Here is a 15,347-nt window from a genome sequence, read left to right as displayed (position 1 = left end):
CACGGATGAACATCCGTGGGCACTTTCACGCGGCCGCCCGGCACACCCTCTCCACGACTAACTCCGTCACCAGTGCCAACTGCACGCGGCGGTCCACGTAGTAATCGGCCTCCACGCACTTCTCCAGCACGTCCGCCAACCCGTCCACGCCGACCCGGTCGGCGTACCGCCGTAGCTTCTCCGCCTCCGGCGAATCGACATCGGCGACCGCGCAGCCGGTCGCGAGGTGTAGCGCCGTCGCAAGTAGGTCGGTCAACAGCCGCAGGACGACGGACGCCCGCGTCCGCTGCGCGGCCGACTCCTTGCCCGCGTTCTCAACGAACTGCGACCACTTCTCGACCAGCGGCCCGGACGCGATGCGGGCCGTACCGAGGGCGTCCACGAACGCGGCCCTCAGCTCCCACACGGCATCATCGTTGAGCGCCAGGGCTTGCCCGGCGCTGCCGCCGGCGAGGCGGATCAACCGTTCGGCCTTCGTCCTGTCGGTTACGCCGTAGTCGGCCAGCACCTTCGCGAGCGATTGCGACGACAGCGGCGCGAACGGCACGACCTGACACCGCGAGCGGATGGTGGACAGTTGCGACTCGGCCGACGTGGAGAGAATGATGATAGTCGTTCCAAGAACCGGCTCTTCCAGGTTCTTCAGGAACTTGTTCGCGGACTGTTCATTGACGTCGTCCCCGTCTTCCAGGATGCAAACCTTCCGCGAACCGCGCGTTGGAGTCATTTGAAGGAACTTGCAAACTTCTGCGATGACCTCGACGGTGTATTCCAGTCTGTCGTCCAACTTTCGAGACACGTTCACGTCCGGGTGCGTCCCGGCCGTCACGAGCGCGCAGGAACTGCACCGGTCGCACGCCGTCAGCGCTGCGGGCGGCGTCTCGCACAGCAGGGCCTTCGCGAGTTCGGTGGCGAACAGTTTCTTGCCGACGCCGGCCGGCCCGGTGAACAGGAACGCATGGGCCAGGCGGCCGCGCTGGTACGCGGCGCGGAACTGGTCGCGAACGGCGTCGTGCCCGTGGATGCGGTCCCACGCCATCGGTCACCCTCCGGGCAGCAGGTAGCCCTTCGCGAGCAGCACCCGATCAACTTGCTTGCGAACCTCGGCGTGAACGGCGTCCGCGTCCGGCGATGCGTCGATGACGTGGATCGCGTCCGGCTTCGCCCGTGCTTCCGTCAGGAATCCGTTGCGGACCTTCTCGTCGTACTCCGCGCCGCGGCTCTCCATCCGGTCCGACGGCCGGCCGCGCCGCTGCCGCGCTGCGTCCGGCGGCAGGTCGAGAACGAGCGTCAAATCGGGAAGGAGGCCGCCGGTCGAGAACTGGCCGATCCGCCAGAGTTCGGCCGGGTCGAGGCCGCCGGCGTGCCCCTGGTACACGACGTTCGCCAGCACGTAACGGTCCGAGACGACCACGTCGCCGCGGGCCAGGGCGGGGCGGATCACGCTCGCTACCAACTCCGCGCGGCTCGCCATGAACAGCAGCGCCTCGGTCCGCGCGGCCATCGCCGTCGTTCGGCCGTGGAGCAGAATCTCGCGGAGCTTCGCCCCCAGTTCCGTGCCGCCGGGGTCCACGCACGCGGTCACCGGGATGTGCTGGTGCGTCAGCCAATCGACGAGCATCCGCACCTGGGTGGACTTGCCCGTGCCGTCGATGCCGTCGAGGGAAAGCAACGTCGCGTCCGGCATCACGGCTCCGTCGGTTCGATGATCCCGAGCGCTTGCCCGGCCGAGAGCGCGTCGCCGGGCCGGGCGAACTTGTCGCGGAACACGCCGTCCGCCGGGGCCGCCACGTCGATGACCGCGCCGGGGATCAGCACCTCGGCCACGCGGTCGCCCTCGCTCACGGCTTCGCCCGGCCGCACGAGCCACAGGCCGAGGCGGCAGGCGGTCGTGCCCACGTCCGGCAGCACGATCGGAACCCCGGTCAATGCGGCACCATCTCGTCGGCGTGGTAGCTCGACCGCACGAACGGCCCGGCCACCACTTGTTGGAAGCCCAGGAGCCGGGCGCGGGCCGCGAGCGCGTCGAACTCCGCCGGCGGCACGAACCGCGCGACCGGGATGTGCTTCAGCGTCGGCGCGAGGTACTGGCCGAGCGTCAGCACGTCGCACCGGACGGCCCGCAGGTCGGCGAGCACGTCGAACAGTTCCTCCGTCGTCTCGCCGAGGCCGAGCATCAGGCCCGCCTTCGTCACGATCTCCGGGGCTTGCTTCTTCACGTGTTCGAGCAGGTCGAGGCTGCGGCGGTACTCGGCCCGCCCGCGGACCCGCTTGTATAGGCGGGGGACGGTTTCGAGGTTGTGGTTGAATACGTCCGGCCGCGAATCCAGCACGCGGTCGATGGCCGTCGTGTCACCGAGGAAGTCGGGGGTCAGCACCTCGACCGCCGCCCCGGTCCGTTCCCGCACGGCAACGACACACTGGTAGAAGTGTTCCGCCCCGCCGTCCGGCAGGTCGTCCCGCGTCACGGACGTGATGACGACGTGCCGCAGCCCCAGCCGCTCGGCCGCCTCCGCGACGCGGGCCGGCTCGTCGTCCTCCAGCGGCTGCGTCTCGCCGCGGGGCACGGAGCAGAACCCGCACGGCCGGGTGCAGACGTTCCCCAAGATCATGAACGTGGCCGTGCGGCGGGAGTAGCACTCCGGCCGGTTCGGGCAGCGGGCGTTCTCGCAGACGGTTTCGAGCTTCAGGTCGCGGAGCAGCGACTCGGTGTAGAAGTTCTCGTTCCCGACCGGCAGCGGCCGCTTCAGCCACTCCGGCAGGCGGCGGGCGGGCGGGCGGTCAACGAGGGTGAGCGTTCGCATGAAGTATGTTGTGCGTGTGGAAGACGGATTGTCGAGGGTAGCCGAACCGGGCGGCGACCGCCTCCGCGAGGTCGAGCCGGACGCTCGACAGGCGAACCCGGGTCGGGCACTCGCGTTCGAGAGAGGTCATCGGCCGCGGGTCGCCGTCGCAGGCGATGCCGTCGAACAGTTCGAGGTCCGGGCAGACGTTGAGGACCGCGCCGAACGCGGTGACGCCGCCGCGGACGGCGACGCCGACGTGCGCAACCCGCCGGTCGCCAACCCACACGCCGGGGCGGGCCGCTTCGATCCGCGGTTCCAGGCCGTGCTTGCGAACCACGTCGGCGACGCACTGGTGCAGCTCGGCGAGGTACTCCGCGGGCGATTTTTTCAAAGTTTGCAGCGGCAGGATCGGGTAGGCGCAAACCTGGCCCGGCAGGTGGAGCATTACGCCGCCGCCGCGGGCGACCCACCGCAGCCGCCACTCGCGGGCCGCGAGTTCGTCCGGCGTCGGGCGGACGTGCAGCCGACTCCCCTCGCGGCCGACGGTGATCCCCGGCGGGTGTTCGCAAACGATTAGCGAGGCGAGACTCGGATCGCCGCCGATTTCATAGGCGAGCCGCCGCTGGAGCGCGAGGAACGAGTCGTAGGGCAACGGCCCCAGGAAGTGGACCCGCAGGGCCGGGTCGGCCGCGCGGTGATCGACTGCGTTCTCGCCGCTTCCGGGCACGTCGGCTCCTACGAATGGGACGTTGGTGGATGACGGTCCTATTTTACCATCCCGACGGAGGCGAGCGACCCGACTTCCGAAGTCCGGCTTCGACTTCGGAAGTCGATCCCGCGCGGGAAGCTTTCGCGAGAACCGGGGGTTGTTGCCGCTTCGACTTCGGAAGTCGAAACCGGACTTCGGAAGTCAAGGTTCCCCCCATGCCCGCCCCGACGTTCTGCGAGCGGCTGTCGCACCCGCTGGCCCTGGCCCTCGTCCTCACGCTCGCGAACGCCGGCAAGCCGGTCGTCATCGACGACACTGCCTACCTCCTGTTCGCCCGCCACGTCAGCCAGCACCCGCTCGACCCCTACGGGTTCGCCCTGTTCTGGTGGGAGAGGCCGGAACCCGCGATGACGATCCTGCTGCCACCGGTCGTCCCGTGTTGGCTGGCCGCCGGCATCGCCCTGTTCGGCGAACACCTGTTCCTCCTCAAGTTGTGGCTGTTCCCGTTCGCCGCGGTCCTGGCCTACGCGGCCCGGTCGCTCGTCCGGCGGTTCGTGTCCCGGGACCACCCGGCCGCGCTCGCCGTGCTCGTCGTCGGGCCGGGGGTGCTGCCGTTCTTCAACTTCATGCTCGACGTGCCGGCGCTCGCGCTCCAGCTGGCCGCCGTCGCGCTGGTCGCCTGCGGCCGCGGGTGGCGGGCGTTCGTCCTCGCCGGGGTGTGCCTGGGCTTGGCCGTACAGACGAAATACTCCGTCCTCGGGCTGCCGGTCGTGCTGCTCATGGTCGGGTGGCAGCGGCGGGCCTGGTTGCCGGCGGCCGCCGCGGTCGCGGTCGGCGTCGGCCTGTTCGCGACGTGGGAAGTAGCGATGTGGTGGAAGTACGGGCAGTCGCACTTCGTCTTCCACGCCACGCGGAAGGCCGCCGGGGCGGGGCTGACCGAGAAGGTCGCGCTCGTCTTGCCGCTGCTGTCCCACCTGGGGCTGACGGCGAGTTGGATCGGGCTGCTCGCCCTCGCCCGGCGGCACTCCCCGCGGGTGGCGGCGATCTTCGCGGCGGTTGTCGGCGTCCTTTTACTTTGGGTGCTGTTCGCGCCGGGCCGGTGGAACGTGATCGCGCCGAACTCGAAGCCCGGCGGCAACCCGCTGACGGTCGCCGCGGTGCTGTTCCCCATCCTCGGCGGGCTAGCCCTCGCGACCGGAATCGCGTTCGCCGTCGTCGGCGTCGTGCGGAAGGGGTTCGCCGTTCGGCGAAGCCTGGCGTCGTGGTTCCTCCTCGGCTGGCTTATGCTCGAACTGTCGGCGTACTTCACGCTCACGCCGTTCCCGGCCGGGCGGCGGGTGATCGGCGTAACCTTCGTCCTGGCGCTCGTCACGCTGCGCATTTGGGTACGGCTGAAGGAACGGGCCATCGCCTGGCCGCTGGCGGCGGGGCTAGCGCTCGGCGGCGTGGCGACGGCCGTGGACTGCTGGGACGCGCAGCCGGAGCGCGCGATTCCACAACAGGCGGCCGCGTTCGCGCGGGACCGCGGCTGGGCGGGGCAGGCGTACTTCGTCGGGCACTGGGGATTCCAATACTACGCCGACCGCGCGGGGATGCAGCTCGTCGAACCCGGCGCGTCGCGGTTGCGGGCGGGGGACTGGCTGGTGTTACCGGTCTATCCGGACGAGTTCGGCTTCTACCGGCCGCACCACGGCGACGCGAACGTCGAGTTGAAGGAGGACGTGCTGGTCCAGGAGTTGGAGATCGTCTGGGACGATTTTCTTCACGCCCAGACGATCCCGAACCTGTACGGCGGGCGGACGCCGATCAACAGCCGGTTTCACCCGCGGCAGCGGGTCCGTATCTACCGCGTGACGGCCGATTGGGTTCCGCGGCGGGCCGCACCGTGACTCACTTCCGGATCGCCCGGACCGGGATGCGGGTGTCGGCCGGCGTGTGCGTCCACACGGTCTCGCCCTTCGGCGTCACCTCGCGGAGCGTCCGGTTCCCCTGCTCGACGATCAGCGTGTTCCCGTTCGGCAGCCGCTCGGCGGACGACGGGTTGTTCCCGCTCACCGTCCACGCCGGCTCCTTCTTCCCGGCCTTGAAGTCGTATTCCGCGACGCGGTTCTGCTCGACGACCAGCACCCGCTCGTCCGGCAGCACCTCCATCCGCGCCTGGTAGTACCCCAGGGACGTGGTCGTGACCGGGTTCGGGGCTTCCTTCCAGTTCTCGTCCAGCTTGATGACGCGGCCGGCCTGCCGGTTCTGGTCGCGGCCGAGGACGAACACCGGCCCCTTGCCGTGCCGCCCGACGCCGACGAGGTCGTAGTTCGTGGACGTGTACTTCTTGCCCGTCTCCTTCCACTCCTTGTCGTACTCCACGAGCGTCCGCTGGAACGTGACGAGCGTGGTCCCGTCCTCGCCCCGGTAGAACCCGAACGGCTGGCCGTAGTTGTTCGACTGGAAGTTGAACACCTGGTTGCCCCGCGTGTCCCGCTCCATGATCCGCTGGTAGTTCTGCTCCAGGACGAGGATGTTGCCGTTCGGCAGGTCGGCGATGTCGGCCGGGCAGTAGACGCCGCCGAACCGCCACTTCCATTGCAGGTCGGCGTCCAGCTCGCTGACAATCCCGTTGCCGTACCCCTGTTGGTCGGCGCTGAGGAGCAGGATGCTGCCGGTCGTCGTCGGCTTGTACTCGAACTTCGCGAGGTCGCGGGTTCCCTTCGCGGCGTCCCACCACTTCTTCCACTCGTCGCGGGCCTTCTCCAGGTCGGCCTTCGCCGGCCCCATCTTCGGCTTCGGCGCGTCCTTCCCGGCGAGTTGCAGGAGGTAGTCCTCGATCTGCCAGAGGCGGCCGCGGGTCACGTCCGGCAGCAGGTCGATCATCCGCGGCACGGCGTCCGCGTCCCGCAGCTTCGTCGTCAGAAGGAACGTCCCGTCGAACCGCGTTCCAACGTCGGATTCGGTGGACAGCATCGCCTTCACGGCCTTCGCCGCGTCCGCGGACAGGGCCTTGTCCTCGGCCGTGCCCTTGAGCAGGGCCGTGACCGCGGCGCTGCGGCGGAGCGGCGTCTTGTCCGCGAGCGCGGCCACGAGCGCCGGGTTCAGCTTCCCGTCGCGGACGGCGAGTTGTTCCAGCGCGAGTCGGATGTCCTGCTCGACGAGCTTCGTGTCGCTCATCGGGATGAAGCCGATCAGCACGGCCGCGGCGTCGGCCGGCTTCGAGGACGCGAGAGCGCGGGCGGCGGCGGACGCGACGACGGCGTGCGGCGTCTTCTCGATCTTCTTCAGCACCTCCCCGGCCCGGTACGCGATCTCGAAGTCCGGGTTCGCCTGCGACGTGTTCCGGAGAATCCCGATCGCGCCGGGGCCGAATTTCTCCAACTCGGCGCTGGCGACGAGCCGCTTCTCGAAGTCCTCGTCGCCGAGCCGGGCGATGACGGCGTTCAGGCTCTGCAGGTCGGCGTCGCTGAGCGTCCGCTGCTTGAAGTACTTGAGGATGTCGTCCGGCTTGTCGGCCGAGAGGCTCATGCTCTCGAGCGCCTTCTTGTCGTCCGGCGGGGCTTCTTTTTTCTTGGCCGTGGGGGCCGCGACCGCGATCTTGAGTTGCGCGGGGCTGGCGGTCAGGGTGACGGCGACGAGCAGGCCGGCCAACGCGAATCGCGACGCGAGCATGGGGGAACTCCGGGGGACACTTCTCCCCCAGTCTATTCGGCTTCCCCATCCGGCGGAAGGCACTTGTCCGAGGTTGACAGGTTGTTACGAACCTGTCATAGCCCCCCGGTTCGCGGAAGTTCTCGCGGCGGGGGGTCGCATGTTACGCATCGCACGCCTGGGGGTGTTGGCCGTCGTGTCCGCCGGGTGCGCGTCCGTGCCGCCGCTGGACAACCCGCTGAACGTCCGGCCGGTGCAGGAGAACCCGACGATCGTGGCCCCCGGCACGCCGGACGCGGAGAGCTACGCCGAGGTGTGGGAGCGGGTGATCGACGTGCTCGACGACTACTTCGAGCTGAAGGCCCCGTCCCGGTACGCCGGGTACGTGGAGACGCTGCCGCGGGTCACGCCGGGGTTCGAGCAGCCGTGGAAGCACGGCTCCCCGGACAAGCGGGAGCGGCTGATCGCGACGCTGCAGACGGTGCGGAACACGGCGAAGGTGACGGTGTCCGCCGGGGACCGCGGCGGGTACAAGGTGTACGTCGAGGTGTGGCGGGAGCTGCTCGACCAGGAGCGGCCGAGCCGGGCGGTCGGCGGGGCGGCGGTGTTCCAGGAGACGGCGACGGTGGACCGGCGGAACGAGGTGATCGGCACGGAATCGTCGGCCGACCGCCAGTGGATTCCCGCCGGCCGCGACTACGCATTCGAGCAGGTGATTCTGCGCCGCATCCAGGAATGCAGCGCGTGCCGGAAGTGAGGCTTGGGTTTTCGCCCCTCCCTGGGACCGCGGGCGTCCCGCCCGCCACGGCCCCAGCCGCGGAAGACAGGTTTCCGCGACCGTGCAGGTGGGCGGGCGGGACGCCCGCGGTCCCAGGATAGATCGCCCCTACAACTCTTCCGCTCGCTTCGGCAGCTTGATCGTGAACGCCGACCCCTTGCCGACCACACTCTCGACGCGGATGCGGCCGTGGTGCTGTTCGATGATCTGCCGGCAAACGCTCAGGCCCAGCCCGGTCCCGCCGCGGCCGTACTCGTCCGGCTGCTTCGTCGTGAAGAACGGCTCGAAGATTTGCCGCAGGTTCTCCGGCGGGATGCCGACGCCGGTGTCCGCCAGTTTGATCTCGGCCGTCTCGCCGTCCGGCAGGTCGCGGACCTCGATCCGCAGCCGCCCGCCGTTCGGCATCGCCTGCCTTGCGTTGATGACGAGGTTCACCAGAATCTGCTCAATTTGCCCCGCCACCGCCATCGCCGTCGGCCGCCCGTGGAACCGCTTCTCGATCTGAATCCGGTGCTTGCTCAGGTCCTTCTCGGTCAGCACGAGCACGTCTTCCACCAGCTTCACCAGGTCGGTCGTGTCGCGTTGGGTGGCGTTGTTCCGGGCGAACCCCAACATGCTGTTGACGATGGTGGCCGCCCGCTGGCCGCCGCGGAGGATGCGCTCGAACGCCTGCGTCTGGGCGGCCGGGTCCTGGCCGCGGAGGCCCATCTTCGCGTAGTTCAGGATCGTCGTCAGGATGTTGTTGAACTCGTGGGCCACGCTGGAGGTCAGCTCGCCGACGCTGCTCAGCCGCTGGGCCTGGAGCAGCTGCTGCCGTAATGCGTCCATCTCGGTCGTCGGATTCAAGACTTCTTGGCTCGTCATGAAGTGGTTCCCCGAGGTCCGAAGCAGGTCGCTGGTAAACCGTATCGGTTGCGCGGGCGAGACCTCTTCATCCCTTTCACGAATTGCACATCGGGGGGCAAGTCCGCGGCCGACTTGAGCGAATCACGCCTCCGACTTCGGCCCGGCGGCGGGAACCTGGCGAAGGGCGCGAACCGGGTCCGGCACGATCAACGTCCGCTCGGCCCGCCACGCCCGGCCGTCGTGGACCAACTCCGAGGTCGCGAGGTTCTCGACCCGCCCCAGTTCGTTCCACCGCGTCGCCCACCAGCCTTCCAGGACCGACAACAACAGCACCTTGCACACGACGCCGTGCGTGACCAGCACGATCCGCCCACCCGCGTGTTCCCGGATCGTGCGGTCCCAGGCCGTCACCAGCCGCTCGGCGAGGTCGTCGAACGACTCCGCGCCGGCGGTCGTGAACCGCGTGTTCCCCCGCGTCCACTCGGCCAGCGTCTCCGCCCACGGCCCCTCGGTCAGGGAGAACGCCGCCCCGCACATCGCGCCGATCCGCCGCTCGTGGAACGCCGGCACAATGACGTGTGGCACGCCGGCCAACTCCGCGACGGGCTTCGCCGTCGCGACGGCCCGCCGCATCGCGGACGAGACCACGACCGTCGGCCGGAATTCGCGGAACCACGCGGCCGCGGCCTCCGCCTGCCGCTCGCCGTGTTCACTCAGCAGGATGTCGGACTCCGCGCCGTGGAACACGGTCGGGTCGGCGGACTCGGCGTGGCGGGTCAGCCACACGCGGGTGTTGGTCATCGGGGTCGGCTCCGAGGTTGCATTCTTTGGAACCCGGAGCGGAAGCGATGGGGTGTGCGACCGACACCCCATCGCTTCCGCTCCGGGTTCCACAAGTCGTGTCCGGTTGTCTGTGGCTCGCATTACGGTCGAGCGGTTAGAATACGGGCCGGGTCCGCCCCACGGCGACGAAGGATTCCCATGTCCGCCACACTGTTGCTGCTCGCCCTCGCCGCCCCGACCGCGCCGCCGAAGCAAGCCCCGAAGGTTGCCCCCGTCACGGACGCGGCCGCCGGGCAGTACGCCGACCGCATGGCCGCGATCCTGCCGGGGGTCATCGAGCGGTCCCTAAAGAAGGTCGGCCGCCGCGCCCTCGTCGAGGCCGCCATTGACGGCCTGTTCCGCGCCGTCAACCGCACGCCGCCGGCGCAACTCCAAAACTTGAGCGATGACGTACTCGACACTTACGCGGCGTTCAAACTCGCCCGCCAACTCGCCGGGGCGGACCCGGAACTGGACGGCATCCGCGCGTACATCCACAGCACCAACGGCCTGGCGAAAGCCCTCGACCCGTCGTGCGTCCTGTCGCTGGCGCACAACGGCCCGTTCTCGATGAGTGACCAGGAACTGCTCGGCGGGATCGAGCTGGACGACATCAAGCCGATCGACTGGATGGAGTACCGGGTGGAAACGGGCCCCACGTCCGGGTGGACGGTCCCGCCGCCGGTCCCGCTGCCGTGGAAGGTGAAGCGGCTCACGCCCGGCCTCGCGGCGGCGCAGGCCGACCTCCGGGCCGGGGACGAGATCGTCAGCATCGACGGCGTCGCCGTCACGCCCCGCACGACCTCGTACCTGCTTCCCCCGCTGCTCGTGCCGTTGACCGGGCAGAACCAGCCGGACGTGGGTAAGGCCCTCGGCCAGAAACTCCGACTCGGCGTCCGCCGCGAGGGGAGGGAACTGACCGTCGCTCTGGAGATTCCGAAGGCCCTCGTCGAGGAGTTGCCGCGCGAATCCGTCTTCGGCTACAAGCGGCGGCCGAACGGGACGTGGGACTACTTCCCGAATAAGGCCGACCGCGTAGCGTACCTGCGGCTGAGCGTCTTCGACGACGAGACGCCGCAGGCACTGGTCCGCGCACTGAACGAGATCGCGAAGGACAACCCGGCCGGGCTGCTCGTCGATCTGCGGTGGACGCCGGGGGGGTCGCTGCAGTCCGGCGGGCGGACGGCGGGCGTGTTCTTCCGCGACGACCAACCCATCGCGAAGGTGACGTGGGCGGACCCGAAGCGGTCCGCCGAGCAGTTGCCGCGGCTGCCGGCCCACAGCGTCGATGACCTGTGGCGGCGGCTGCCGCTGGCGGTACTCGTGAACGGCGAGACGTTCGGCGGCGGGGAGGCGCTGGCCGCGGCGGTGAAGGACCACAAGCGGGGCCTGGTGATCGGCCAGCGGACGCCGGGCCGCGGGCTGTTTTACACGTCGGTGGGCACGAGCGTGGTCGGGCTGCGGTATCGCGTCACGTCCGGGCGGATCGACCTGCCGTCCGGCAAGAACCGCCACCGGCACGAGAACCTTGGCCCGCTCGACGACTGGGGCGTGCGGCCGGACGCGGGGTTCGAGGTTCCGATGACCGGCGACCTGTCGAGGAAGCTCCGGGACTGGCACGAACAGCAAACGACCCGCCCGGCCGGAGAGCGGAACGCGGTGCCGCTCGACGACCCGCTGACCGACTCGCAACGGGCGCTGGCGCTGAAGTTGTTCAAGGGGTGGATGGGGAAGAAAAAGTAGGTCGGCCGAGCCGAGGCCGACCACCTGCCCGCCGCGGGGACCTTCGGGACAACGCAACGGCGAGCGTCGCGGTGTGCGCGCGACGGGGTAAAGCGTGTCGGCAGCCGTCGATTCCGCGATGGTGGCTGGGTAATGTATTGCCACGTCGCGCTCACGCCGCGACGCTCGCCGTTGAAATGCGTTAATGTCGCGGAGGCGGGGAGGTGGTCGGCCTCGGCTCGGCCGACCTACTGAACCACCGTCCCGATCTGCCCGACCGTCACGAACGCCCGCGTCCGGCACATCGGGCACTCCACGGCGAGCGGGGCCAACAACTGCTGCACTCGCTCCGGGACCGCGGCCGCCGCCGACCGGCCCGCGGCCGGCATCAGCCGCTCGGCCCGGAACTTCAGCCAGCCCTTCAGGACGCGAACCACCTTGTCCGGTATTTTCCGCTCCGTCGCGATGCGGTGTTGGCCAAAGACGAGCACGTTCGTCCCCTTCCGCGTCGTCTCCGTCGTCACCTCGGCGTCCGCGTCCGCCGTCGTGAAGTCGCCGAGCGTCACCCCGCGGCGGCCGATGAGGATGTCGCCCAGTTCCTTGTCGAACGGCGGGTCGAACTCGCCGACGAGCAGCGTGTCCGGGTAGGCGAGCAACGCCTTGATCCCGCCCCCCTTCTTCGTCAGGTCGAGGACGCTCTGCGCCGCGCCCGCAACAGTCTCCCACGGCCGCGTCGATTTCATCCGCCACAACTCGTAGAGCAGGTCGAACCAGTCGGAGTTGCCGGCCAGCACGCGGCCGAAGTTCGGGCAGCGCTCGGCGAGCGCGTTCAGCCCGGCGGGGGAGAGGCCCGCGTCGAACGCCGCGACCGGCAGTTGTACCCGCAGCCGGGCGGCGTCGCGGTCCGAGAAGAGCGGCGAGTCGAGCAGCATCTCGGCGACCGCCTCCGCGTACACCGGCGTCACCTCGCCGCGAAGGAACGGCTCCCACGCGGCGAGGAGCTGGTTCACCCACTCCTTGCCGATGCGGGCCGAGTCGTGGGCCTGCAACAGCCGCACGGCCGCGAGGAGCTGTGTCTGCGGCGGCCCCTTCTCGGCGAGGACGGCCGCGTGTTCGACGAGTTCCCACACGGCCTTCGACCGCTCCTCGACCGTGCCGACGCCGAGGCTGCTCCGGCAGAGCCGCGTCAAGAAGCGGATCGCCCGCGGCGACCGGCCGATGCCCGGGGCGAGTTCCGCCCACGCGGCGTCGAGCGCCCGCGCGTCCGGCTTCGGAACCTTCCGCTCGCGGTAGAGCAGGCCGGTGTATGCGCCGATGCTCAGGAGCGACAGCGCCACCGTGGGGAGCAGCGGCTTCACCGCGTCCCGCGGCATCGCCGCCGCGAACACGAGCGCCGCCGCCGCGACCCCGGCCCCGACCTTCGCGGCGAACTCCCGCGTGCCGGACCGGTCGTTCGGGTCCGGCACGCGGTCCACCGACCCGTCCGGGTACGTGATCGCCACCCGCCGCCGCTGCGCCTCGACGGCGTACCCCTCGCCGAGCAACCGGCCGCTCGCCAAAGCCAGCGGCGGAAGCAGCGGCGGCACGGACGGCGGGACCATCGAGTAGCACGACGGGCACAACCCGGCCTCGGCCTCCGCCGCTTCCTTGCGGAGTAACTCCGCGTCGTCGTGCTGGCCGCCGAGCCGCGAGAGGATCGCCTGGTGAATCTGCCGCGGCTCCGCCTCGGCGTAGAGCTGCTCCGTCACGGCGTAGACGCGATCGATCTGCTCCGGCTCCCGGTCCCTCGCGAACTCCTCGACGGCCCGCTCGACCACCGGCCCCGGCTCCCGCGCCCCGCCGTGCTCGTACACGAGCCGGTGCTTCTTCCACAGGTGCTTGATGAGCGCCGGCCGGGTCAACTTCGCCGAACACTTCGGGCACTTCAGCTTCGTCGTCCGCTCCGCGTCGGCGACGAGGGTGTCGATGACTTCCGACTTCTCGACCCGCGATTGCAGTTGGACCAGCCGCTCCAGCGTGCGGACCCGGCCCAGCCCGGCCGTGAGGGCGCGGACGATCGGGCCGATCGACTCGATCCGGTCCGGCATCGCGTCGATCAGCCGGCCGGCGACGTTCACCCGCAGGTGGATGCCCACGTCCCGCGATTGCAACAGGGGGGCGGAAAGGAGGATCAGCCCGGCCGGCATCGGCGTCGGCATCCGGGCGGTGAACGTCAGCGCCAGCCGGCGGCCGTCCTTCGCGGTGGCCAGCCGGTTGAACACGGTCAGTACCGCGGCCGACGTGTGGAAGATTCGGGCCGCCTCGCCGAGCCGCTCGAACTGCGTCCGGCGGTCGGCCGCCGCCAGCACCCACCGGACCACCTCCTCGGGCGTTCTGACGGGCGGACCGGGTGACGACATGGGGGGTGGCTCGCGGGTCGCATTCGGCGCACGGGTGCGGTATGCTCTAAAGTATTCTGAAGCCGTCCCGCCGCGTCCACCCTTCCGAGGAATCCGCCGATGCTCCCGCGACCCTCTTACTTGTTCCTCGCCGTGCTGATCGGGTGCGGCCCGGCCCTCGCGGCCGACGACGGCAAGAAGCTCGACGCCCAGAAGGCGGCCGCGGCCGCGAACCTGAACAAGGCCGGCCTCAAGAAGCTCGCCACGGCGGAGACGGCCGACCTGCTCGTGCTGTCGTCGCTCCCGGAGGCGAAGGCGAAGGCGTTCGCGGACGCGGCCCAGAAGGCGTTCGCGGCCGCCAAGACCGCCCTCAAGTTCGACGCGAAGGACGCGCTCTGGCCGGGCAAGCTCACGGTCGTCGTCCTCGGCGACAACCGGGAATTCTCGTCCTACGTCCGGGTGGTGACGCAGCAGCGGCCGGAGTCGAAGGACTGGTTCACGGTCAACGTCCGCGGCGACGCCCCGACGGCGGCGGTGCTCGTCCCGAACAACGAGAAGCCGAAGGACCCGGAGGCGCAGGCGCTGGTCACGGCCGTCGTCGCGGCGGCGCTCTTGAACAAGAAGGCCGGGACCGGGCCGACGACGGGTTCCCTCCCCGAGTGGCTGCAACTCGGCTTCGGCCGGCTGATGACGGCAAAGAGTGCCGGCGGGTCGGCGTGGACCGATTACCGGGCGAAGGCGAAGCAGCTGGTCGTCGGCACGAAGTCGAAGCCGCCGACGATCCGGATGGCCGACCTGTGGGGCGGCACGCCGTCGAAGGACGCGGACGTGGTGGCCGCGAGCCTGGTCGAGTACCTGCTGTACGGCGTGGAGGGGGACAAGTTCTTCGGGTTCGTGACGGCGTTCAAGCCGGACGACAACCGGCCGATGCCGAGCGTGGAAGGCGCGTTCGACGCGGTCGAGCTGAAGATGGACGCGGTCGAGCCGAGTTGGCGGTACTGGACTTCGAAGCAGAAGTGACGCCACTACTTCGTTGTCCGCGGGTCTTGGCTTTGTTCCCTCCCCCCCAAGGGGGGAGGGAATAAGAGTTAGCGGCACGAACCACGCCGGCGGGACGAGCCACTCCAGCACGCCGGCCCCCTTCGCGATCTCGTGCCGGCAGTTGACGCACGCCACCGCCGCCTTGTCGAAGTCCACGGCCGCGCCGCCGAGCAGCCACCCGGCGTACTCGCCCAGGTCCGGCATGTGCCCGACCAGCACGGGCAGCCCGCCCAGCTCGAACGCCAGCTTCGACAGCTTCTTCGGCTTCAGCTCGCCGCACGCCAGCCGCTCGGTGATGACGAACTCCTTCCCCGGCGTCAGGGCCGCGACCAGCGGCTCCGCCGTCTCGACCGCCCGCACCAGCGGGCTGGTCACGATCACCGTCGGCCCGACGCCGCGGGCCTTCAGCGCCTCGGCCAGCGCCGCCGCCTGCACCTTGCCGTGGTCCGTCAGCGGCCGGTGGAAGTCCGACGAGATGCCGTCCGCCGCCAACGGGACGGCCTCCGCGTGCCGCACCAGAAGAAGTCGCATCCGCCCCTCCGCTTCACCAATTCCACACGCCGCCGCCCCTTTCGGACCGGCCGGGAAACTCCTACATTAAGGGGGAACACTCCGAACGACCACCCGAC

The 15,347-nt window shown here is 69.9% G+C and carries 13 protein-coding genes and 1 pseudogene; 4 read left to right on the top strand and 10 right to left on the bottom strand.

Features of this window, described 5'->3' with window-relative positions:
* Nucleotides 1–25 precede the first annotated feature (25 nt).
* Genes AC5JJ2_RS15200 through lipB form a run of 5 tightly spaced genes read right to left on the bottom strand, consistent with a single transcriptional unit; the run spans nucleotide 26 to nucleotide 3,513 of the window.
* On the bottom strand, nucleotides 26–1,039 hold the full coding sequence (locus AC5JJ2_RS15200) for a DNA polymerase III subunit (RefSeq protein ID WP_495858852.1): 1,014 nt from the start codon (nucleotides 1,037–1,039) through the stop codon (nucleotides 26–28).
* Nucleotides 1,040–1,042: 3 nt separating this feature from the next.
* Nucleotides 1,043–1,687 (bottom strand): dTMP kinase, encoded by a 645-nt coding sequence (tmk, locus tag AC5JJ2_RS15195; protein ID WP_495858851.1) that lies wholly within the window; start codon nucleotides 1,685–1,687, stop codon nucleotides 1,043–1,045.
* Entirely contained in the window at nucleotides 1,687–1,929 is a 243-nt protein-coding gene (locus tag AC5JJ2_RS15190; RefSeq protein WP_495858850.1) for a lipoyl domain-containing protein, read from the bottom strand. The genes tmk and AC5JJ2_RS15190 overlap by 1 nt, the downstream gene beginning before the upstream one ends.
* A complete protein-coding gene (gene lipA, locus AC5JJ2_RS15185; protein WP_495858849.1) occupies nucleotides 1,926–2,804 on the bottom strand; it encodes a lipoyl synthase in 879 nt (292 codons plus the stop codon). Before lipA ends, AC5JJ2_RS15190 begins: the two co-directional genes overlap by 4 nt.
* Nucleotides 2,782–3,513, bottom strand: a complete 732-nt coding sequence (gene lipB / locus AC5JJ2_RS15180; RefSeq protein WP_495858848.1) for a lipoyl(octanoyl) transferase LipB — start codon at nucleotides 3,511–3,513, stop codon at nucleotides 2,782–2,784. The genes lipA and lipB overlap by 23 nt, the downstream gene beginning before the upstream one ends.
* 197 nt (nucleotides 3,514–3,710) lie before the next feature.
* On the opposite strand from lipB, the gene AC5JJ2_RS15175 reads away from it, so the two are divergent.
* Nucleotides 3,711–5,384 (top strand): glycosyltransferase family protein, encoded by a 1,674-nt coding sequence (locus tag AC5JJ2_RS15175; protein WP_495858847.1) that lies wholly within the window; start codon nucleotides 3,711–3,713, stop codon nucleotides 5,382–5,384.
* 1 nt (nucleotide 5,385) lies between these two features.
* Here AC5JJ2_RS15175 and AC5JJ2_RS15170 read toward each other — a convergent pair whose 3' ends face one another.
* Complete coding sequence (locus AC5JJ2_RS15170) at nucleotides 5,386–7,152, bottom strand: NHL repeat-containing protein (protein ID WP_495858846.1); 1,767 nt, start codon at nucleotides 7,150–7,152, stop codon at nucleotides 5,386–5,388.
* A 139-nt stretch (nucleotides 7,153–7,291) separates the two neighbouring features.
* Between AC5JJ2_RS15170 and AC5JJ2_RS15165 the strand changes: the two genes are divergently transcribed.
* Entirely contained in the window at nucleotides 7,292–7,888 is a 597-nt protein-coding gene (locus AC5JJ2_RS15165) for a hypothetical protein (protein WP_495858845.1), read from the top strand.
* 129 nt (nucleotides 7,889–8,017) lie between these two features.
* Here AC5JJ2_RS15165 and AC5JJ2_RS15160 read toward each other — a convergent pair whose 3' ends face one another.
* Nucleotides 8,018–8,773 (bottom strand): sensor histidine kinase, encoded by a 756-nt coding sequence (locus tag AC5JJ2_RS15160; RefSeq protein ID WP_495858844.1) that lies wholly within the window; start codon nucleotides 8,771–8,773, stop codon nucleotides 8,018–8,020.
* A gap of 123 nt (nucleotides 8,774–8,896) precedes the next feature.
* Nucleotides 8,897–9,556 (bottom strand): histidine phosphatase family protein, encoded by a 660-nt coding sequence (locus AC5JJ2_RS15155; RefSeq protein WP_495858843.1) that lies wholly within the window; start codon nucleotides 9,554–9,556, stop codon nucleotides 8,897–8,899.
* Between the two features lie 180 nt (nucleotides 9,557–9,736).
* Between AC5JJ2_RS15155 and AC5JJ2_RS15150 the strand changes: the two genes are divergently transcribed.
* Nucleotides 9,737–11,320, top strand: coding sequence for a S41 family peptidase (locus tag AC5JJ2_RS15150; protein ID WP_495858842.1), 1,584 nt, complete (start codon nucleotides 9,737–9,739; stop codon nucleotides 11,318–11,320).
* Nucleotides 11,321–11,547: 227 nt separating this feature from the next.
* Here the strand turns inward: AC5JJ2_RS15150 and AC5JJ2_RS15145 are convergent, their stop codons facing one another.
* Entirely contained in the window at nucleotides 11,548–13,698 is a 2,151-nt protein-coding gene (locus AC5JJ2_RS15145) for a hypothetical protein (protein ID WP_495858926.1), read from the bottom strand.
* A 99-nt stretch (nucleotides 13,699–13,797) separates the two neighbouring features.
* Here AC5JJ2_RS15145 and AC5JJ2_RS15140 point away from each other — a divergent pair, with 99 nt between their 5' ends.
* Nucleotides 13,798–14,697, top strand: coding sequence for a hypothetical protein (locus AC5JJ2_RS15140; protein ID WP_495858925.1), 900 nt, complete (start codon nucleotides 13,798–13,800; stop codon nucleotides 14,695–14,697).
* Nucleotides 14,698–15,060: 363 nt separating this feature from the next.
* On the opposite strand, the pseudogene AC5JJ2_RS15135 reads toward AC5JJ2_RS15140, so the two are convergent.
* A pseudogene (locus AC5JJ2_RS15135) lies at nucleotides 15,061–15,249 on the bottom strand (histidine phosphatase family protein); the annotation flags it as partial.
* Nucleotides 15,250–15,347 lie beyond the last annotated feature (98 nt).

This window comes from Limnoglobus sp., from assembly GCF_059499385.1.
This window is presented reverse-complemented; position numbering and strand designations above follow the sequence as displayed.